At 64.2% G+C, this 20024-nt stretch carries 12 protein-coding genes; 4 read left to right on the top strand and 8 right to left on the bottom strand.

Annotated elements, in window-relative coordinates; all coding sequences use genetic code 11:
* Positions 1–105: 105 nt before the first annotated feature.
* Genes K3U93_RS06375 through K3U93_RS06365 form a run of 3 tightly spaced genes read right to left on the bottom strand, consistent with a single transcriptional unit; the run spans position 106 to position 6391 of the window.
* Entirely contained in the window at positions 106–1146 is a 1041-nt protein-coding gene (locus K3U93_RS06375) for a dihydroorotate dehydrogenase-like protein (RefSeq protein ID WP_071512508.1), read from the bottom strand.
* On the bottom strand, positions 1146–4724 hold the full coding sequence (gene nifJ, locus K3U93_RS06370) for a pyruvate:ferredoxin (flavodoxin) oxidoreductase (protein ID WP_071512507.1): 3579 nt from the start codon (positions 4722–4724) through the stop codon (positions 1146–1148). Before nifJ ends, K3U93_RS06375 begins: the two co-directional genes overlap by 1 nt.
* Positions 4721–6391: an NAD(P)-binding protein gene (locus K3U93_RS06365; protein WP_217808416.1), complete on the bottom strand. Its 1671-nt coding sequence runs from the start codon at positions 6389–6391 to the stop codon at positions 4721–4723. The genes nifJ and K3U93_RS06365 overlap by 4 nt, the downstream gene beginning before the upstream one ends.
* Positions 6392–6833: 442 nt before the next feature.
* Between K3U93_RS06365 and K3U93_RS06360 the strand changes: the two genes are divergently transcribed.
* Both K3U93_RS06360 and K3U93_RS06355 read left to right on the top strand, forming a co-directional pair.
* Positions 6834–7064 (top strand): hypothetical protein, encoded by a 231-nt coding sequence (locus K3U93_RS06360; protein WP_071512505.1) that lies wholly within the window; start codon positions 6834–6836, stop codon positions 7062–7064.
* A 67-nt stretch (positions 7065–7131) separates the two neighbouring features.
* Positions 7132–8796: an HAD family hydrolase gene (locus tag K3U93_RS06355; RefSeq protein WP_071512504.1), complete on the top strand. Its 1665-nt coding sequence runs from the start codon at positions 7132–7134 to the stop codon at positions 8794–8796.
* 5 nt (positions 8797–8801) lie between these two features.
* Here K3U93_RS06355 and K3U93_RS06350 read toward each other — a convergent pair whose 3' ends face one another.
* Positions 8802–11249, bottom strand: coding sequence for a plasma-membrane proton-efflux P-type ATPase (locus K3U93_RS06350; RefSeq protein WP_071512503.1), 2448 nt, complete (start codon positions 11247–11249; stop codon positions 8802–8804).
* 279 nt (positions 11250–11528) lie between these two features.
* Here K3U93_RS06350 and K3U93_RS06345 point away from each other — a divergent pair, with 279 nt between their 5' ends.
* Complete coding sequence (locus K3U93_RS06345; protein ID WP_071512552.1) at positions 11529–13853, top strand: DEAD/DEAH box helicase; 2325 nt, start codon at positions 11529–11531, stop codon at positions 13851–13853.
* A 563-nt stretch (positions 13854–14416) separates the two neighbouring features.
* A complete protein-coding gene (locus K3U93_RS06340) occupies positions 14417–16186 on the top strand; it encodes a DUF4209 domain-containing protein (RefSeq protein ID WP_139796887.1) in 1770 nt (589 codons plus the stop codon).
* A gap of 111 nt (positions 16187–16297) precedes the next feature.
* On the opposite strand, the gene K3U93_RS25455 is transcribed toward K3U93_RS06340, so the two are convergent.
* From K3U93_RS25455 to K3U93_RS06320, 4 genes are all read right to left on the bottom strand, one after another.
* Positions 16298–16465 carry a helicase associated domain-containing protein gene (locus K3U93_RS25455; protein ID WP_139796886.1) on the bottom strand — a complete coding sequence of 56 codons (168 nt, stop codon included), beginning with the start codon at positions 16463–16465 and terminating at the stop codon, positions 16298–16300.
* 196 nt (positions 16466–16661) lie between these two features.
* Positions 16662–17084 (bottom strand): phosphatase domain-containing protein, encoded by a 423-nt coding sequence (locus tag K3U93_RS06330; RefSeq protein ID WP_071512501.1) that lies wholly within the window; start codon positions 17082–17084, stop codon positions 16662–16664.
* Positions 17085–17163: 79 nt separating this feature from the next.
* Positions 17164–19605 carry an AAA family ATPase gene (locus tag K3U93_RS06325; protein WP_071512500.1) on the bottom strand — a complete coding sequence of 814 codons (2442 nt, stop codon included), beginning with the start codon at positions 19603–19605 and terminating at the stop codon, positions 17164–17166.
* On the bottom strand, positions 19602–19811 hold the full coding sequence (locus K3U93_RS06320) for a hypothetical protein (RefSeq protein ID WP_071512499.1): 210 nt from the start codon (positions 19809–19811) through the stop codon (positions 19602–19604). The genes K3U93_RS06325 and K3U93_RS06320 overlap by 4 nt, the downstream gene beginning before the upstream one ends.
* Positions 19812–20024 lie beyond the last annotated feature (213 nt).

Raw genomic sequence — 20024 nt, 5'->3', positions numbered from 1 at the left:
CTTAGTACCGGTGAGCGTGCGGGCCCTGACTGTGCAGTACCGACAGAACCGGAAGGTGACCAGAAGCGTTGAGCCGCAGCGCTTTTGCCTCTGCAGATGCCGTCGTCAGCATCCGATGCCCAGATAACCGGTGGTCAGGATTTCGTGATACTGGGCGCGCAGGAACTGCGCCGCGGCGGCGGGATGTTGGTCGGCCGCGAGCCGGCCCTTGAGGGCGGCCACCGATTCGAATCCGCGGCTGTGCATCCAGTCACGCAGACCGTCCAGCAGCGTGGTCACGTGCTGCGGGCCGTGCTGGAGTAGGGCCGAGGTCGTCATCGTCACGTCGGCGCCCGCCAACAGGTATTTGACGACTTCGTCGCCGCTCCACACGCCGGTGCTGGCCGCAAACGAGGCGTTGACGTGTCGCGAGAGCAGCCCGATCCACATCAAAGGCAGCCGGATGTCGTAGGGCGTGCTGAGTTGAAAGTCGGTCCGCGGTTTCAGCGAATCGAGGTCGATATCGGGCTCGTAGAACCGGTTGAACAGCACGAGCCCGTCGGCGCCGGCCTGCACCAGTTTGGTCGCCATATTCGCCGGCGAACTGAAGAACGGGACGAGCTTGACCGCGACCGGCACGTTGACCGCGTCTTTGACCACCCGCAGGATTTCGGCATAGCTATCTTCTACCGCCGCACCGGTTTCGGCCGGGTCGGCGGGTACGCGGTAGATGTTGAGCTCGATGGCGCTGGCGCCGGCCTCTTCCAACCGACGCGCGACATCGACCCAGCCGGTATTGGATTTCGCGTTCAGGCTGGCGATGATCGGCACGCCCGCGCGCTGCGATGCGAGCCGCAGCGTCTGCAGCCGGCCCTCCAGCACGCCCCGGTCCGCGGGGACCTGTGGGAAGTATCCGGTGGCCTCCGGTTGGGTGTCGCTGCCCTGCTCGAGCAGCGCGGCCTGCGCCAGTTCCTCGGCGACGACCTGCTCCTCGTAGATCGAGGCCATCACGATCGCCGCGACCCCGGCGTCGGCAAGTCGCAGGATGCCGTCCAAATCGGCGGTCAGCGGCGACGCCGACGCAACGATCGGATGTTCGAGGTCAAGCCCCAGATACCGGGTGCGCAGGTCCGGCTCGGCGGCGCTATCTGGCCGTGGCCGGGTCATTAGGTGACGTCCTGCCAGTGCGGCAGGAAGCGGCTGCCGTCGCGCGCCGCCAGGTCTTCATAGACCCGATATCGCTCGTCGGCGGCCGCCTGGGCCTGGCGCAACATTTCGGCGGCGGCGTCGGGATGGGTCCTGGTCAGTGTCTTGTAGCGTAGCTCGCGATAGGCATACTCCTGCAACGTAATTCGCGGGCGCGGGGAGTCCAGCCGGAATGGGTTGAGGCCCCGTTTGCGCATGGTGGGATCGAACCGGAACAGCGGCCAGTAGCCGCTGGCCACCGCGCGGGCCTGCTGCTTCATGCCGATGCGCATGTCGATGCCGTGGGCGATGCACTGCGAGTAGGCCAAAACGAGGGACGTGCCCTCGAACGCCTCCGCCTCGCGCAGCGCGATGAGCGCCTGTTCGGAATTGGCGCCCAGCGCTATCTGAGCCACATAGACATCGCCATAGGAGATCGCCTGAAGGGCAAGATCCTTGCGCGGCACGCGCTTTCCCGCCGCCGCGAATTTTGCCGAGGCGCCCAGCGGGGTCGCCTTCGATGCCTGGCCCCCGGTGTTCGAGTAGACCTCGGTGTCCAGGACGAGCACGTTGACATCGCGCCCCTGGGCCAGCACGTGGTCGAGGCCGCCATAACCGATGTCGTAGGCCCAGCCATCGCCACCGACGATCCACACGCTGCGACGCACCAGAAAGTCGGCGAGGGTCAACAGCATCCGCGCATCGCGCGATCCGATCGTGGCGAGCTTGTCCTTGAGGGTTGCCACGCGGGCGCGCTGTGCGGCGTATTCGGATTCGCTGTGCTGTACCGCGCCCAGCAGCGCAGTGGCCAGGTCCTCTCCGACCTGTGGGGCAAGCCGGCCCAGCAGATCGTGGGCCAGGCTGGCCTGCGTGTCGATCGCCAGCCGGTAGCCCAGGCCGAATTCGGCGTTGTCCTCAAACAGCGAGTTCGACCATGCCACCCCGCGCCCGTCGGCGTCGGCCTTCCAGGCATGGGCCGGGGTGTTACCGGCGTAGATCGACGAACAGCCCGTCGCGTTGGCGATCTGCAGCCGGTCGCCGAAAAGCTGCGAAATCAGCTTCAGATACGGGGTTTCGCCGCAGCCGGCGCAGGCGCCGCTGAACTCGAATAGCGGCTCTAGGAGCTGTACCCCGCGCACATTGGCGAAGTTCACCTGCTGGCGGCTCGGGGTGGGCAGCGTCTCGAAGAACGCGATGTTCTCGCGCTCCCGCTGCAGGATCGGCAGCTTGTCACCCATGTTGATGGCGCGCCGGTCGTCACCGGTTTGGCTGTAGGCGGGGCAGTTCTCAACGCATACACCGCAACCGGTGCAGTCCTCGACATAGAGCTGCAGGGTGAAGCGCGCGTCGGGATAACCGCGGGCGTTGACGGGCGCGGACGGGAAGCCGCTGGGCGCGCCGTCGAGGCTTTTCGCGTCATATGTCTTGGCGCGAATGACGCTGTGTGGGCAGACGATGCTGCACTGGCCACACTGGATGCACAACGCCGGATCCCAGATCGGCACCTGCACGGCGATGTCGCGCTTTTCGTATTGCGTGGTGCCCGCGGGAAAGGTGCCGTCCTCGGGTATGCGGCTGACGGGGATGTCATCGCCGCGACCGGCCATGATCTCCGCGGTGACCTGGCGGACGAATTCCGGAGCGCTGGGCGCGACGATGGGTGGGATATCGCTTGTGCCGGTAGCCTTTTCGGGAACATGCACCTCGTGCAGGGCAGCGAGCGCGGCGTCGACGGCCGCGAAGTTCAATTTCACCACCGCCTCGCCCTGGCCGGCATAGGTGCTTTCGATGAAGCGTTTGATTTCGGCGATGGCCCGCGCGGGCGGCAGGACCTGGGCCAAATGGAAAAAGCAGGTCTGCAAGATGGTATTCACCCGTGGCCCCAGCCCGATCCGTAGCGCCACGGCCGAGGCGTCGATGACATAGAACCGCAAGTCCTTGTCAATGATCTGCTGTTGGATCTGGCGCGGGAGCCGGTCCCAGACGTCGTCCGGTCCGTACGGGCTGTTCAGCAGAAACGTCGCGCCGCGGATCGCGGGGCCAAGCACGTCGCGCTTGGTCAGGAAGCTGAATTTGTGGCAGGCGACGAAGTCGGCGTGGCGGATCAGGTAGGGCGCCGTGATGGGGCTGGCGCCGAAGCGAAGATGCGACGCGGTCTCGGCTCCCGACTTGTGCGAATCGTACTCGAAGTAGGCCTGCGCGTGGCGATCCGGCGCCTCGCTGAGGATCTTGACGCTGTTCTTGTTGGCGCCGACGGTCCCGTCGGCGCCAAGTCCGAAGAACAGGCAGCGCACGGTGTCGCCGGGCTCGATGTCCAGCGTCCTGTCGTAGTCGAGGCTGGTGTGGCTGACATCGTCGATGATCCCGACGGTGAAGTGGTTGTGCGGGTCGGGCTTGTTCAACTCATCGAACACCGCCTTGGCCATCCCGGGGTGGAAATCCTTGGAGGACAGTCCATAACGGCCGCCGATCACCCGCGGCATCCGCGTGAGCCGCCCGGCCGCCACGGCCTCGCTCAGCACGCCCACCACATCGGCATGAAGCGGTTCCATTGGCGCGCCGGGCTCTTTCGTCCGGTCGAGCACCGCGATCGAACGCACGGTTCGCGGCAGCGCGTCCAGGAAGTGTTCGGCGGAGAACGGTCGATAGAGCAAAACCTGTAGGGCGCCGACCTTTTCGCCGCGGTCGCCCAGCCATCGCGCCGTCTCGCGCACCACTTCGGCGGCCGAGCCCATGCTGATGACCACGCGCTCGGCGTCGCGGGGGCCGTCGTAACGGAACAGCGAGTAGCGCCGGCCGCACAGGGCGGCGAGCCGATCCATGCTCGACTGCACCATCGCGGGCACCCTCGCATAGAACGGGTTCACCGCTTCGCGCGTCTGGAAATAGGTGTCCGGGTTCTGCCAGGTCCCCCTGGTGACCGGGCGCTCGGGGCTGAGGCCACGCTCGCGGTGGGCGCGCACCGCATCGTCGTCGATCATCGCTGCTATATCAGCGTCGGGGATCAACGAAATCTTGTTGTACTCGTGCGAGGTGCGAAAGCCATCGGTGAAATGAATCAGCGGAACACGCGCGGCCAGCGTGGCGGCCTGCGCGACCAGCGCAAGGTCGTGGGCTTCCTGCACCGAGCTTGCGCCGAGAATCCCGAAGCCGGTGATGCGTGCGGCCATGACGTCTTGATGGTCGCCGAAGATCGAGGAGGCCCCGGCGGCCAATGCCCGTGCGGCCACATGAAACACCGTCGAGGTCAGCTCGCCGGCGATCTTGTACATGTTGGGCAGCATCAGCATCAGGCCCTGGGAGGCGGTGAAGGTCGTCGTGAGCGCGCCGCTTTGCAGCGAACCATGCACGCAGCCCGCGGCGCCGCCCTCCGCCTGCATTTCCTGCACCACCGGAACGCTGCCCCAGATGTTGCGGATGCCCCGATCCGACCACGCATCGGCCAGTTCGGCCATCGGCGAGGAGGGGGTGATCGGGTAGATGGCGCAGACCTCGTTGACCCGGTAGGCGATATGGGCCACGGCGGTGTTGCCGTCGACGGTGGCGGCGTGCCCGGTCATCTCCGCACCTCGAAACCGCTTGGCGCCAGGGCTTCGCCGAGGCTGCCCGCAGGGGCGGATCCGCCCGGCTCGGGAACCATGTCGATGGCGTGGCAGGGGCACTGTTCGAAACATGTTGCGCAGCCGGTGCAAAGGTTCATGTCGACGCTGTAGCCGCGCCCAGGGCCCAGGCGGGTGATCGCCTGTTCCGGGCAGGCCGCATAGCAGTTGTCGCATTCGAAGCAGTTGCCGCACGACAGGCAACGCTGCGCCTCGTAGCGCGCCTGGGCTTCGTCGAGGCCCGCCACGATTTCGCCGAATCCGCTGCGCTGCATCGGCGGAACTTCGGGCTGGTGGCTGCGCGGCGCGTCCAGATAATCGAGCAGGTGCAGCATGTCGAAGGTGACCAACGGGTGCGACGGCGGATGGTGGTAGGTTTCGCGTCGCATCCAGGCGTCGATGGCGCGCGCCGCCAGCTTGCCGTGCCCGACGGCCGCGGTCATCGTGCGGGCGCCGCCGATGCAGTCCCCGCCGGCGAAGATCCCAGGATGGCCGGTCATCAACACCTCGTCGACCGCCACGACGTCATCGGTGGTGATCCTGACCCCGTCCGCGCCGCGCAACGGCGACAGGTCGCTGTGTTGGCCGACGGCCAGCACGACCGAGTCCGCGGCAAGCCGCTCGGTCTCGCCGGTCGGGGTCAGGCCGCCGTCGGGGTTCATCTGAACCTTTTCGATCACGATCCCCGCCGCGCCGAACCGCTCGACGGTGCTTAGCCATTTGACCTTCACGCCTTCGGCGAATGCCTCGCTGGCCTCGCTGGGCGCCGCCTTCATGTGGGGCTTGTCGCGGCGATACACCAGCAACGCGTCCGTTGCCCCGAGGCGCCGGGCGGTGCGCGCGGCGTCCACCGCGACGTCGCCGCCGCCAATGACTGCCACCGTACGGCCAAGCTGGGGGCGCCTCCCCTGTCTCACGTCGCCCAGCAGGGTGATCGCATCGATGAGCTTCTTGCCGTCCATGGCCGGAATGTCCAGGTGGTCGGCTTCTTGCGCGCCGACGGCCACGAAGACGGCGTCGAACCCGCCGGTGCGCATCTGGCCGATCACATCGTCGACGCGATGGCCGCACCGGAGGGTGATGCCCGCCATCGCGGTGATGTGGGAGATCTCTCGGCGCAGGGGGGCGCGCGGCAGCCGGTAGGCGGGAATGCCGAAGGTCATCATTCCGCCGGGTTCCTCGGCGCCATCGCGGATTTCGACCTGATGGCCCATGCGCGCCAGGTGATAGGCGCACGCCAGTCCGCCAGGGCCGGCGCCCACGACGAGAACCTTTTTGCCGCTGGGCGCTGCGACCGGCACGCGCCAGCCCTCGTCGGCCGCGAGATCACCCAGGAAACGCTCGACCGCGTGGATGGCGATCGGTGTGTCCAGCGACGCGCGATTGCAGCCGGTCTCGCAAGGGTGATAGCAGGCTCGGCCGTGCGTCGAGGGAAGCGGATTGTCCTCGACCAGCACCCGCCAGGCCTTTTCGTATTCCCCGTCCTGAGCATGGGCCAGCCAGGACTGGATGTTTTCTCCGGCCGGGCAGGCGTGGTTGCACGGCGGAAGAAGATCGACGAACAGCGGCCGCTGCCACCGCCGGGCGCCCACACCCTTGCGCGTCGTCTCCTGCAGGACCTGCGTCATATCAGGCAAGTTCAACGACATGGCGTCCCTTCAAACCTTCAAACCCGGCACCCACGGACTGCGTTGCGACCCTGCCGGGATCTGCGATCTGAGTCGCCATCCTTTCGATCTTTCGACGGTGTGGGGGTCGGCCGGTAGGGGCCGAAGTCCCATCCTGGTGGCGGTCCGTCACGCAACCGATTCCGTGACGGCCGATTTCGTTTCTGGCCGTCGCGGCTAACGTGAGCGCGATGAACCGTGTTCAGCAACGCTTTTCGGCTTGCGCTATAACGGGGAAGCGCCGCCGTGCTGTGCGGTGGACGGGCTGTCGGCGTTACAGGCACTGATGACTTCCGGACCCCGGCCGTAGGGACCAATGGCCCTACGAGCACTGAGGACAGATTGGAAACAATTGCCTAGGTTTATGTCCCACATGTGGAGCGTGCTGCCGGTATAGGAGCCGATGATGGCCGGTGTTTTAATGGTGACTGATCGCGATATCGATGCCCTTGCACGGGAGTTCGTCAACTCCGACGATCCCGCGCACGCCTATCCGGGTTGGACCATCGACCGACGTGTCGAGGCCTTCCTGCGGCACCGTGACCTTGCCGCAGTTGCCAACGATGGCGATCTTTGCAACATTTTGATCAATCGCATATTGATCTATGTCGCTATCGCCCGTCGGCCAACCTGAGGACGAGTCCATCACCAATTCCTTGCCGTAGAGGCGGCTAGCTTCGTGCCCAAGGAAGGGGTGGGTTGTGGGGTTCTTCCGTGTGGTGGCCGTCGATTTGGACGGCACTCTCACCTCGGCGGGTCAGCTTTCGGCGCAGGCATTGGGGGCCATCGATCGAATTCGGCGCGACGGTCTCCAAGTCGTTCTGGTCACCGGGCGAATCGGAGCCGAGTTGGCGTCGGACTTCCCCAAGATTACCGATCATGTTGATGCGCTGGTCCTGGAAAACGGGGCCGTATCCGTGACCGCCGGCAGGACCAACCCGCTATCGGCGCCGGTGGACCGCGCGCTCGAGGCAGCGCTGGAGCAGCGGGGGGTGCCGTATCGGCGCGGCAAGGTGATCTTGGCCGTCGACGGCCAGCACGCCGCAACCGTTCTCGAAGTGATTGGCGTGTTGGGGCTGGACTGTCAGATCGTGCGAAACCGGGAAGCGCTGATGGTTCTGCCGGCCGGGGTCACCAAGGGCACCGGGCTCGCGGCCATGCTGACGCAGATGAACCTCTCACCGCATAACACGATCGCCATCGGGGACGCCGAAAATGACCTGTCGCTGTTCGGCTCGGCCGAAATCGGCGTCGCGGTGGCTAATGCGGTGTCGTCGGTGCGCGACCATGCCGATCTGGTGCTCGAGCAACCGGACGGAGCCGGTGTTGCCGAGTTTCTGACCGGCCCGTATCTCAATGGGACGCGGCGCTGGTGCCCGCCGCGCCGGTGGGTGCGGATCGGGACCTTCGACGATGGGACCCCGGCGAAAATGCCCGGCAGCCAGGCACGCATGGTGGTGACCGGGCCGGCCGGATCGGGCAAGAGCTACCTGGTCGGGTTGCTGGCCGAGGAATGGATCAACGCCGGCTACTGTGTGTTGCTCGTCGATCCCGAAGGCGATCATCGACAACTGCGGCAGCTCAACCGGGTACAGCTCATCGATGCCCAACATCGCCTTCCCGAACCGGTCGAGCTGGTCGGCTTGCTGCAGCCGCACACCGGCCTGGTGGTGGACCTGTCGGCGCTGCCCACCGCCGACAAGGTCGATTATCTGCGCCGGCTCCGGCCCGCGGCCGAGGCCTACCGCGAAGCACGCGGTTTTCCCCACTGGGTGGTCTATGACGAGGCCCAGCTGCTCGGCGCCGACCAGCAGCCACATTGGACGCGGCGCGGCGGATACCTGCTGTCCTCGTTCGTGCCCGCGTCGCTGCCCGCCGGTGAGGTCGACGACACCGACATCGTGCTTACCCTCGAGGGGGCCGACGAGGCGGGTGACGTTATGCCACAACCCGCGCGGCGGGCAACCGTGCAGTTCGGCACGGCGGCGCCGCGTGCCTTCACCATCGCGGCGCGCCGCACCGGCCACGTGCGGCACTGCCATAAATATGCCGACGTTCGCCTGCCCAAAGAGCGGCGGTTCTACTTCCGGCCAACCGCTGGCCACACCATCCCCCCGGCGGGCACGATGTACGAATTCCGCACCGCGCTAGGCCATCTCGACCCGCAAGCGCTCCAATATCACCTCGAACGCGGCGATTTTTCGCGCTGGTTCGGCGACACCATCGCCGACACGGAACTCGCCGCGCAAGTAGCCGCATGGGAAGACGAGCTGGCGGCCCGCCGCGCCGCCGACCTGCAACGAATACGACGCCAGCTGATCCATGCCATCGAAGAGCGGTACCTCAACGCGGCCGAACGCAGCTGATCCAGTCAGGCCGTGTGGAGCTTGGCGCGCCAGCGGTTTGGATTTTCGCGGCGGGGGTGGCGGTCGAGCCAGTAGTAGGTGGCGAGCTTGACCCGGTCGTTGATCAGGAACCACGCCACCGCGTAGGCCCACACGAGACCGGCCCAGCGCCACCCGAGCGGGGTCATCGCCATCCCGTAGACGGAGATCAGGGTGGCAACGGTTTGCGCTGCGACGACCGCGCCCAGCAGTAGCGGTGCGGGTGCGGGCCGGGACCAGAACGGACCCCGGGCGCGGGTGAGGAAGATGGTCAGCTGGCCGGCTGCCGACAATTTCAGGTAGATCATGGTGCGGATGAGGTCATGACTGAGGTGAAAGACCCTGTCGGCGAGGAAGAAAAGCGTGAAGGTCGCCACTACCCCGATGATGCCCAGCACGGTGGCGATGGTCAGCACACTGCGCATGTCCCACTTGACCGGCTTTGATGAGCCGCGCACGTGATCGTAGGCGATGGACAGGATCGCGCCGTCGTTGAGCAGCGCCAGGAACACGATCATTGCGGCGGTGACCGGGAAGAAATTCATGAACACGACCGCCAGGGTGATCAGCAGCAGCACCCGGATGGTTTCGGCGATGCGGTAAGTGGCGTAACTGGTCAGCCGGGCAAAGATTTCGCGGGCCTGCGCGATCGCGGCCACGATCACCGACAACCCCGGCGCCAGCAGGACCACGTCGGCGGCCGCGCGGGCCGCGTCCGTGGCGCCGTCCACCGCGATGCCGGCGTCGGCCTGCTTGAGCGCGGGGGCATCGTTGACGCCATCGCCGGTCATCCCGACGATGTGCCCGCGGGCCTGCAGCAGCTGCACGATGCGGTACTTGTGTTCGGGAAACACCTGCGCGAACCCGTCGGTGGCTTCCACTCGGGCGGCTAGGTCGCCGTCGTCGGCGGTGTTGAGGATGGCCGCGTCGAGGATCTGCTCGCCCAGGCCGACCTGGCGGGCGATCTCGCGACCGATGGCCACCTGATCACCGGTGACCATTTTGACGTCGATGCCGAGTTCCTTTGCGGCGGTGATGGTGGCCGCGGAGTCGTCCCGGGGCGGGTCGGCCAGCCCCAGCACACCGATCAGCCGCCACGAGCCGTCGCCGTCCGTCCTGGCCACGCCGAGGGATCGGTACCCGTGGGTGGCAAACCGTTCGACCACGTCGTCGACCTGGGTGGTGGCGCCGTCGCCGTCGCATAGGGCGGCGATCACCTGGGGCGCTCCCTTGCTGACCCGAAACGTCTGACCGTCAGCGTCGCGCACCAGCGCTTCGGTGCGTTTGCTGACCGGGTCAAACGGAACGAACTGCTCCACCCGCGCCGCCGGTCGTTGACCCGCGGCGGCCAGCACCGCCAGATCGATGACGTCGTTGTCTTCGGCGCGCGAGGCCAACGCGGCAATCACGAGCAGCTCGTCGTCGGACATGGCGGGGGTGGTCCAGCGGGCGGCCACCGCGAGACGGTTCTGGGTCAGGGTTCCGGTCTTGTCCGAGCACAACAGGTCGATGCCGCCGAGCTCCTCGACCGCGGGCAAGTGGCTGACCACGGCCTCTTGATGCGCCAGCTGGCGCGCCCCCACGGCCATGGTCACCGACAGCACCGCCGGCAGCGCCACCGGGATCGACGCGATCGTGACCACCAGCGCAAACTCGAGGGTCTCCAGCACCGGATTTCCCCGGACCAGCGAGACCACGACCGTCAACGTCACCAACGCGACCGCGATCACGATCAGGTAATTGGCGATGCGCAGCACCGCGCGCTGGAAGTGGCTTACCGTGCCCGCGCTTTCCACCAGCGCGGTGGTCTTCCCCATATACGACGACACCCCGGTGGCACACACCAGCGCGTCGGCTTCACCCCGGACGAGCACCGACCCGGAAAACAAGCTCTCGCCCTGGCCGCGGCTCACGGCCAGCGATTCACCGGTCATCGCCGACTGATCGACCTCGAGCGTGACGTCGTCGAGCACCCGCAGATCGGCGGGCACCACATCCCCGAGCCGCACCCGCACCACGTCGCCGGGCACCAACTCGCGCACCGCCACCGTCACCCATGCGCCGTCGCGCAACACTCGCGCCGCCGACGCCAGGCGTTGTTTGAGCGCGCCGATCGCGTTTGCGGCCTGATGCTCCTCGAAAAAGGCCACCAGCCCGTTCATCGCCAACAGCACCCCGATGATCACCGCGTCGGTCCAATGCCGGGCGGCCACCGACAACGCCAGCGCCACTTCGATCATCCACGGGATCGGCGCCCAGAAATACCCCAAAAACACCAACACCGGATTGCGATGGCGCTCGGCGATCTCGTTGGGACCGTAATGCTGCAGTCGTTGTAGCGCCTCGGCTGCCGTTAAACCCGCTGCGGAGCTTTCCAATTCGTTTAACAGCTGTGGCAGCGGCAACTCGGTCAGCTGATCGGTGGCTTCCGTCACCTCAGCCTCCTCCCTCGGATATGACGATGCCGCCAAGCGGCGACGCTGAACGCTCGGCGGTATCGCGTTTCGATTCACACTTCCATCATCGCCGGACACCGGGTAGGGCCAAACGCCTCCAATTCTCTGGCCTTCTCCGGCCCGCGTTTCCATAGCCCACGCTGCAGTCGATTAGCCCAAGCGGGCGGACGGCTAACGCGACTTTCGGCGAAGTGGGCGGACCGGGGAGATCTTGAGCCGGCTGGTTCGGCGATACCGGACGACCGGCAGACTGTGGTTGTGGTGGAGCGGTTCCCGGGCGAGTTGAAGACGTTGCGTGCCGACAATGCGCGCTTGCGTCACCTGCTGAAGCTGAGCGAAGAGCAGGCCCGGGCGGCGGATCCGGATCAGGCTGCCCTGGCCGGAGCGCCGGCGTCGCCGGTCGATATGAGGTCGGCGCCCGAAGCCAAGGTCCGCTTCTTTCTCGACCTTTTCCGTTGTCGCTCCGATGTTTACGCGCTGCGGTGGGAGAACAGCCGCGACGGCCGCTCCGGTTGGATGCCGGCCATCCGCGGCTACTGGCGCAAAGGCATGAGCCGCGCTGACGCGTCGTATCTTCCGTTGACTCCCGATGTCATCGGACGGCACTTGCGCGGCGAGATACATATCGGTCTTTATCCGCTCGACGACGACGACACCTGTTGGTGGGTAGCGGCCGACTTCGACAAAGAGGCCGCGCTACTCGATGCGCTGGCCTATATGAAAGCCGCACGGGCCCATAAGGTTCCGGCGGCGTTGGAGGTGTCGCAGTCCGGGCGCGGGGCGCACGTGTGGATCTTCTTCGCGCAGGCCACGTCGGCGGCAACAGTTGCCACTAGCCTGCTCGGCGAGGCTTTTCAACTCCGCGGCAGTATGCACCTGAGCAGCTATGACCGGCTGTTTCCCGCCCAAGACATCCACAGCGGCCGGGGCATGGGAAATCTCATCGCCGCACCGCTGAATGGCAAACGCCGCCAGCACGGCACGACGCTCTTCCTCGACCCCGCCACACTGGAACCCTTCGACGACCAGTGGGCCTACCTGTCCAGCATCGCGCGGCTGTCACTTAAGGACGTGTCCACGCTTGCTCGTGTGCTGCCTGATCCGCAATTCGGCCATCGCGTACGCAGCCTGCAGCTACCCACGTCGTCGAAAATCGTGCCAAGGCCGGCGGCGATCATCCGGGCAACCTTCGCATCCCGGCTAACCCTGACCTCCAGTGACCTTGGCCCGGCCATGATCGCGGCCGTCAAACACGCAGCCTCAATCCGCAATCCCGAGTTCGATGCTCGCCAGCGCGCTCGACGCAGCACTTGGGACACTCCGCGCTTTCTCTACAGCTACGACGAGACGGCCGAGGGCGATCTCGTCCTGCCGCGCGGCCTATACACGCTTCTGGCAGAACTGGTCGACTCAGCCGGGAGTACGTTGCGGATCGACGACAAGCGCGCTGCCGGCGATAGTCACGCATTCAGCTGCTCAACCCCGCTCAGGGCCGAACAGGCCGCCGTCGCACGACGGCTGGTTGAAGAAGACACGAGTGTGCTCATCGCGCCCCCCGGCTCGGGCAAAACGGTAATTGCTTGCGCCGCAATCGCCTCACGCGCCACCTCGACCCTCATCCTGGTCGATCGCAAAGCGCTGGCGGACCAATGGCGTGACCGGTTGCAGAAGCACCTCGGATTCAAGTGCGGCCAGATCGGCGGCGGGCGATCCAAAACCACCGGCATCATCGACGTCGCTCTGCTACCCACCCTCGCCCGTCGCGACACCATCGAAAACCTCACGGCGAACTACGGTTTCGTGGTCGCCGATGAATGCCATCACATCGCCGCAAGCGCATTCTTCCACGTCATCAATCGAATACCTGCAAAGTACTGGCTTGGGCTCACCGCCACGCCCGAGCGCCGCGACGGGCTTGAAGATCTCATCTACCATCAACTCGGATCGCATCACGTGACCCTCGAGGGCCCCGCGGCGGGCCAACTCCCCTCAGCGGATACCGATCTGGTCGCACCCCATCCCGTCCTCCGCGTGCACCCCACCAAGTTCCGCTACGCCGGGGAGGCCGACCCCAGGGCGCCAGGCGGAATGGCCGAGATCTATCGAGCGCTGATCGCCAATCAAGCCCGACTTGAGCAGATCATCGCCGACATCCTCGCCGCTCACGCCGACGGCGCCAACATCCTGGTCCTCACCACCTGGATTGACCACCTCAACGCAATCGTCGAGGGCCTCGGCGCCGCCGGTAAGCACGTCGTCGTCCTGAGCGGCCAGATGAAGGCGCGGCAACGCCGGGAGATCTCCGAACAACTCGCCAACCACACCGCTGACGCCGAACCCTTGCTGATCGTCGGCACCGGCTCATTCATCGGCGAAGGATTCGACTGCCCGGCCTTGGACACACTGTTCCTCGCCGCCCCGATCACCTTCGGCCGCATCACCCGCCCTCACCCCGCCAAGCGCGCCGCGACCGTCCACGACTACTACGACGAACTCACTCCGGTGCTTGCCTCTTCGCTACGAAAGCGCGCGCCCAGCTACACCAAAATGGGCTTCCCCGACCCCAGAACGCTGGTCCGATAAACGCCACTTTGCGACGACGGCCGGGCCAACGACCCGACCGATAACGGCTTCGTGGAGCGTCGTTGGACTCCCACGCGGCGATACCGCCGTCGCTCGTTCACCAGGCCAAAAAGGCCGCCAGCTGATGCTGGCGGCCTTTTTCGCCTGGTCAGGACCGCTTTCTTTAGTAGCGGGGACAGGATTCGAACCTGCGACCTCTGGGTTATGAGCTAGCGGCCAGGGGTTTTCGGGCGTTCTTCTTGTCTCGTTTGTGCAGGTCAGCCGGGTTCGGGTGTCCGGGTGGTTGCGACCGTGTTGGGCTGGTTTGGGGTGGTTTCGCGGAGTTTGGTTTCCAAATTTGTTCCCAAATCTGGCAGTCGGCGGGCCGACTAGCCAGGTGATCTTGGAACTCAAGGCCGCCTGTAGAGCTCCAACAGCCAGGAGCGGGCGGACGCAGCGAACGTGCACGACTGGCATCAGCACGCGTGCCTATCGGAAGTTGCGTCCGACAATCCTCGATCAACTACCACCACGCTGAGGCGACACCCAGAACCAGCGGGCGTCCTCTGGAAGAATTGCGCGCCATGGTCGACTCGACGACGCCGCCAGTTGGAGACGCAAAAGACACTGTCTGGTACGCCAATGCGCTAGATGACGCGGCCGGTACAGATAGCCGGTATGCGATGTCAACATTGCTGCGCGAACGGTTTGGATACCACGTGTATCAGGAGGTGCCCGATGACGCGCCGAGGCTGATGGCTGCCGTCTGTTGGGTCGTCGACTACGCCACGGAAATCAGCGACCGGAACGCGAAGCTCGTCCCACGACACCTATTCGGAGATCGGACCGAACCTCCGCATGTGAGGGACGTCGACGACTCCATCAAAGGGGCCTGGCGTGAATTGTTCGCGTTGGCAAAAGCGCCAGCAGCACGTTCCCGGCTAGCGCACCTGTTGTTCCAACTTGGCGGCTCTGGTGGCAGAAAGATGGCAGCGGTTGCTATTGACGCATACATGCAGTCCGCAGCAATATGGCAACGCCAATCGGACGCGATCGAAGACCTGAAAGTAGCCAGTCGGATCGCCCGAGCGATCAACGATGACGGGCGAGCTGCCGCCTCGGTCGAGCTACTCCTGAACCACATTGAAAAGCTTCTCGAGGCCGACGACCCGAATCTCACCGGCGGGGTGGTGATCCGCGCGCTCCAACACGCTGTCGCCGAGCCGGGGCCCAGCGCGCGTCTCGACGCAGTCCTTGCGCGGGCCACAGAAGTCCTAACCTTCCCAGACGACCGCGACGAAATCCTGCAACTAATTCTTTCACGTTGCGTCGACGACGAGTGCAGGCAACAACTTTGGCGCCGACGCGTGGATTCATACATCATAAGCTCCGATGACGCGGAATCGGAGATCATCCGAATTCTTCTACGTGAGAAGGCAGTTCAAATAGCCGACCGATCCGGCTCACAAGAATTGCGCGAGCGCGCCGCGGCCGTGCTCCAAACTGCGCGTGACCAGGATCTGCAACTGATTCGGGTGGAGTCAAGCTCAGAACACTACGACGAGCTATTCGAAGAAATGCGCGATCGTTTCATCGCGGGCAACACCTGGCACCGAGCGCTGATGTCCTTCGCGACATGCGGGCCACTTAACGGCGATACGGCACGTAATAGATCGATGGTTCGCGAACACCATAACTTAGCACCTCTGACTGCACTGTTTCCTGCGACGGTATTCGGCCCAGGCAATCTGCCCTACTTTCGTGCGACGACCCCAGATGAGAAGTTCGAATATGACCTAACGAAGCTCGAGGCACAGATCATCGGCGGCATATTGGGGCCGCTCATTGCAGCGTTGCACGAGATACCGAGAAGGTTCGGGCTACCAACAACCCAGCAACTGGCTGAGTTTCTAAACACATGGCCAGGCATCCACCGATCCGCCTTGCCCAGTATCGTTCTGGCACTGCAGCGATTTTGGGTAGGCGATACCCCTGGTGCCATACATACATTGGTTCCGAAGATCGAAACGCTCATCCGCGAATTGCTGCTGCGCATCGACTACGGCATGTACGCCCTGGAGCAGTCCCACCGCCCGGGGCAGTATCCCGCACTGGGCTTCTTGATCGACGCCCTCATTGGGCGTTTCAACATTTCGGAGTCGGGCGTGCGATTCCTGAAAGTGGTGCTGAATGAGCCTGCCGGGCTTAACATTCGTAACCAGTTCGCACACGGCATCGTTGAATACGGGGATGTCGGCACCGCGGCGCTTGTCATCCACACTGCCCTGTTCGTCGGGACATTGAGCCCAGCTGAGCTGGCGGCCGCCGAGGATGAAACGGCGCCGCACCCATGAAGACCGCCTCCTAATGGCAATGGTTCGGAGAACGACGGCGACTGCGGATCACGCCATTGGTCGGAGTAACCTGGGCCGCCGGCGGCGACACGCCCCACGACGCGCGCCCAGCTAGAGTAGTCGGGAGGTCGAACGGCGTGCTGCCGCCAAAAAACCGACGTCCCACAACCAGCCGGGTAACTCCCCAAGTCGACGAATCCGGTCGGACTCCAGCGTGCCGTTTCCGTGTGTTGTGCGCTGCACGCCCACCCACTGTCCAAGCTTGTAACCGTCTTCCACATGCTTCGCTCGTGCCTAGCGCCACCCCACGGTGGCGGCGGCGAATCATCGCCAGGACACACTGCTAGCGATCCCAACCGACTTGGCGCATAGGGCAACGACTTCGTCGGCGTACTCCTACATGCCTGCGAAAAAAGCAGACCGCTGGCGATCTCGTTGGAACGCCTGGGCTCACCGGGCCAATAGGCGTCAGACGCTAGAAGTCGCCCTCGGCCACCTGGAGACAGATCAACCCCAACCGGCGCCACATGCGCACGACTTTGGTCCGATCGTCGACGACGCCCAAGACGGAATAGCGCGGCGCCACGAGGGCTCGGAATGCGTCCTCCTTCACCACGGCATCGGCTCTGTTGTCACCATCGGCGCGCAACAGTAAAGCGTCGAACGGTATGTTGTGAGCGTCCAGCCATTTCTCCGTGAGAGGGCGCGCCTGTTCCGGTCGGCCCGAAATGGCAATTATGGCATCGACATTGGGATGTGCCGCCAATGCTTGAACTGCCGTTACTACCGGCTCGTTCGGTTGGTCCGCGGCAGCGTCCTTCCAATTGTAGGGGTTGCGATGCGCGTGAAGCGCTAGGGTGCCGTCAACGTCGACGATCCAGGCCGTGGGAAGCGTCATCGGCGCCCTGTCTCCCCGCCCGCAATGCGTGGCTCGAAGTACGCTGCGCGCCAACAGATCAAGACATTGGTGGCTATTTTCACTTCTTCTTCAGATTCAAACTGTAGTTGCCGCAGCTGCACCTCAGTTCCTCGTCAGGGTATCCCAAGACGTAGACCCAACTGCCGCATGTCGGGTTATCACAAGTGAACAGGTCGAGGAATGCTCGTGCGCTGTCTACCACCGGCCGGAAGTCGGCGACGGAGACGTTGGCCCAATCGTTGTTGTGGACCACCGGATTAATCACCCAGCTCTCGGCCGCCTGCTCAGGCACCACCTCGGCGCGTCTCTCCTTCAGAGAGGCTGCCTTTGCGGACGCGGTCTGATCACCCCATGACTGAGCTGCCTCTGCTGCCTTCTTCAACAGGCGCGCGTGACGGGACTTCACCGAATCCATCAGCTCAGAAAGGTCGTATCCGTTGTCGCCCTTGTACGTAACCTGCCCCCTGATGGAGTGAGCGATGTCAGCGCATGCCGCCTCCAGTCGCCGCCGCAATTTGTGCGCCGCGCCGGGTACGTCTCCGCGAGCGAGGTCAGACTCGATCCTCTCCCAGACGTCACCCTGTTCATAGATTGGACCCCCGTCGACCGTCCATCCGTGAAATCGAGCATGGCCCCTTGTGGTGACTAGGCCAGCCGACTGCATCTGCCTAGCCCATACCTCGTCATGCGTTGTGATGATGAACTGAACGAGCGGGAATTCTTCTTTTAGAAGTGTGCAGAACTGACGCCGATGGTTGACGTCGACAGACATAACGACATCATCAAGCACCGCGAAACTGAACTCGTCGCCGAGCAGACGCTTGACCAATGCAAGGTAGAGGCAGACCCCCATCCCGTCTTGATGGCCCTCGCTGTGATAGGCGGTGGGAGGAAACATGCCGAGGCCGTAGAAGTCGACCGACAAGTCCAAACTCGCGGTCTGTGGAATCAGCGCCGCCTTGAAACCCGACTCGTCATCGGCATTGATCTTCCGATAGTAGGCGCTGAAGTCGGTTTCGACCGCGTCGTATAACGCGGTCAACGCGGCATCGCTGATCTGGCAGTAGCTGTCGTAGGTGAGCTTCGCAGTGGTGTGCGCTGCATCGGCCTTGCCTTCGCCGGCGCGTGCTAGCCGCACCCGCCCCCAACGATCCTTCGCGATTGTGAGGAATGACCGCGCGGCATCCGTAGCAGACGAGTCGGCCTTGTCGCCCAGTATCGCGTCGAATTCCGCGTACTTCTCGGGAAGACCCTCCGGAGGCTTACAGGGCCGAGTCTCCAACACATCAGTAAGCGTGACGATGTCGTCGAACCGACGGAGCCGCCGTCCGTGCTCGCGCAGAATCTGGACCCAACTTGTCATCAGGTGGTGCAACTCATCGCCGCCCTCGGCCTGCGCGACGGGAACCAACCGCTGCACAAGATCCGCCAAGTCGATGACGAGACCTCGGTACGATTCAGCGGTTTGCGTGATGCGGGTCTTGAGTTCCTGCGCGGCAGCCGAACGTTCCAGTTTGGCTTCTAGGTGCCTTCGAAGATCGTCCAAGCTGTCCCACGCCAGGTCGCACAGGGGGCAATCGTTCGTTCGAAGGTTTGCGAGGCCCTGCTCCACCAAATCCCGGTGGCGCAGCGTGTCGAGCAGCGTCGGATCCTCGTCGAGCTCGCGCAGCGCGACGCGAAGGGCTGCCTGCCCCTTGTCGAGATCGTCGAACGAATCGAGTCGCACACTGAGTTGGCCGCTTTCCCGCTGTGCCGTCTTCAGATCGTACGGGCGTGCAGTCTGGTCGGCCCCAAGGCCTTCGAGAAAGTCGGACTCGATGGTGATGTCGGTCAGATCGCTGAGGGCCAGGATCCGCCGTTGCTCATTGATCTTGAGCGCGATCTCCGCGACCAGAAGGCTGGCGATGTCCAGGTGTCCCGTGAACGAGTTCTCGGCGGTTCGTCGTTCGTCGCTCGCACTCTTGTATTCAGTCGACAGCTTGCCCAGCGTGGTCTTCAGAAGTTTCCTGAACTCACCGAGCCGGTCCAGCTTCAAGAGCAACTGAACCTGTTGAGCTCGCTCGGCTGGTTTCGCGACGATGTACTTGATGATTTCTCGTCGCGACAGCGTGAGTTCGGGGTGCAGGCCAGCCTGTTGGATGGAAGCGCGTAATTCTTCCGTGTCCGGCTCTAGAACGATCTGATCCGCTTTGGAAACCGACCGGGTTATCGAGCCTCGCTGGCCGGACTTCAAATCCTCGAACGCCAACGTGACCTTGGCGGCTCCCGGGTCATCACGCCGATGCACGTGCGGCCCGTGCTTGGCGACGGTTACGCCCTTGGTTCCCTCACCCGACAGACGGGCGATATTGCCAGTGAGTGCGAAGTCGATCGCGTCGACAACCCCACTCTTACCCGACCCGTTCGGCCCGTGAATGACGAAAGACTTTCCGTCGAAAGGAAGATCGATCGATCTGATACCGCGAAATTCTTCGATGTGGATGTCGAGGACCTTGATCACGCCGACGGGCCGCCGCTTCGCTCTTTGATCAATACGGCAAGAGCCTCGGCGGAAGGAAGCTTTTCCGCGTCGAACGCTGCGGCGAGAGCCTCGACTATCACCTCACTGACGGCTTCCTGCACCAAGACGTTCTTGAAATCCTCGAATATCTTCGCTTCGAGTGGCGTCACTGAATCCAAGTCCTTTCCGTGTTCAGCGGTCATCATGACAGGGGCGGGCGGACCTCCACAATCGAATTGCAACTCCGCAGCCGGCCCAACGCCCATCACTAGGTTTTGGCGTCTGCGTGACCTCACGGACGATGAGCGTTAGTGATGGTAAACCGTGACAAGTGCAGCTAATGCGTCACCGTGACGGTGGAAATGCGACGGCGGGAGGGTCTGACAAGCTTCATGGATAACCGGGATTATCAATCAAGC

This window comes from Mycobacterium malmoense (genome assembly GCF_019645855.1).
Lineage (GTDB): Bacteria > Actinomycetota > Actinomycetes > Mycobacteriales > Mycobacteriaceae > Mycobacterium > Mycobacterium malmoense.
Note: the sequence above shows the minus strand (reverse complement) of the source record. Positions and strands in the feature narration are given on the sequence as shown.

Excerpts from the sequence above, each read along its gene's own strand:
- K3U93_RS06330 (WP_071512501.1), bottom strand. The coding sequence starts at position 17,084 with ATGACGCTTCCCACGGCCTGGATCGTCGACGTTGACGGCACCCTAGCG.
- K3U93_RS06360 (WP_071512505.1), top strand. The coding sequence starts at position 6,834 with ATGATGGCCGGTGTTTTAATGGTGACTGATCGCGATATCGATGCCCTT.
- K3U93_RS06320 (WP_071512499.1), bottom strand. The coding sequence starts at position 19,811 with ATGATGACCGCTGAACACGGAAAGGACTTGGATTCAGTGACGCCACTC.
- K3U93_RS06365 (WP_217808416.1), bottom strand. The coding sequence starts at position 6,391 with ATGACGCAGGTCCTGCAGGAGACGACGCGCAAGGGTGTGGGCGCCCGG.
- K3U93_RS06375 (WP_071512508.1), bottom strand. The coding sequence starts at position 1,146 with ATGACCCGGCCACGGCCAGATAGCGCCGCCGAGCCGGACCTGCGCACC.
- K3U93_RS06340 (WP_139796887.1), top strand. The coding sequence starts at position 14,417 with ATGGTCGACTCGACGACGCCGCCAGTTGGAGACGCAAAAGACACTGTC.
- nifJ (WP_071512507.1), bottom strand. The coding sequence starts at position 4,724 with ATGACCGGGCACGCCGCCACCGTCGACGGCAACACCGCCGTGGCCCAT.